This is a genomic window from Arthrobacter sp. 'calajunan' (genome assembly GCF_046940185.1).
In the GTDB taxonomy this organism is placed as follows: domain Bacteria; phylum Actinomycetota; class Actinomycetes; order Actinomycetales; family Micrococcaceae; genus Glutamicibacter; species Glutamicibacter soli.
On sequence record NZ_JBKZDY010000038.1, the window covers coordinates 1 to 289 of the forward strand.

At 55.7% G+C, this 289-nt stretch carries 1 rRNA gene; it reads left to right on the plus strand.

The annotated features are described in order from the left end of the window. Positions 1-289, plus strand: a 16S ribosomal RNA gene (locus RF641_RS17555); the annotation flags it as partial.

Here is a 289-nt window from a genome sequence, read left to right on the forward strand (position 1 = left end):
GGCTAACTACGTGCCAGCAGCCGCGGTAATACGTAGGGCGCAAGCGTTATCCGGATTTATTGGGCGTAAAGAGCTCGTAGGCGGTTTGTCGCGTCTATCGAGAAAGTCCGAGGCTCACCCTCGGATCTGCGGTGGGTACGGGCAGACTAGAGTGATGTAGGGGAGACTGGAATTCCTCGTGTAGCGGTGAAATGCGCAGATATCAGGAGGAACACCGATGGCGAAGGCAGGTCTCTGGGCATTTACTGACGCTGAGGAGCGAAAGCATGGGGAGCGAACAGGATTAGAT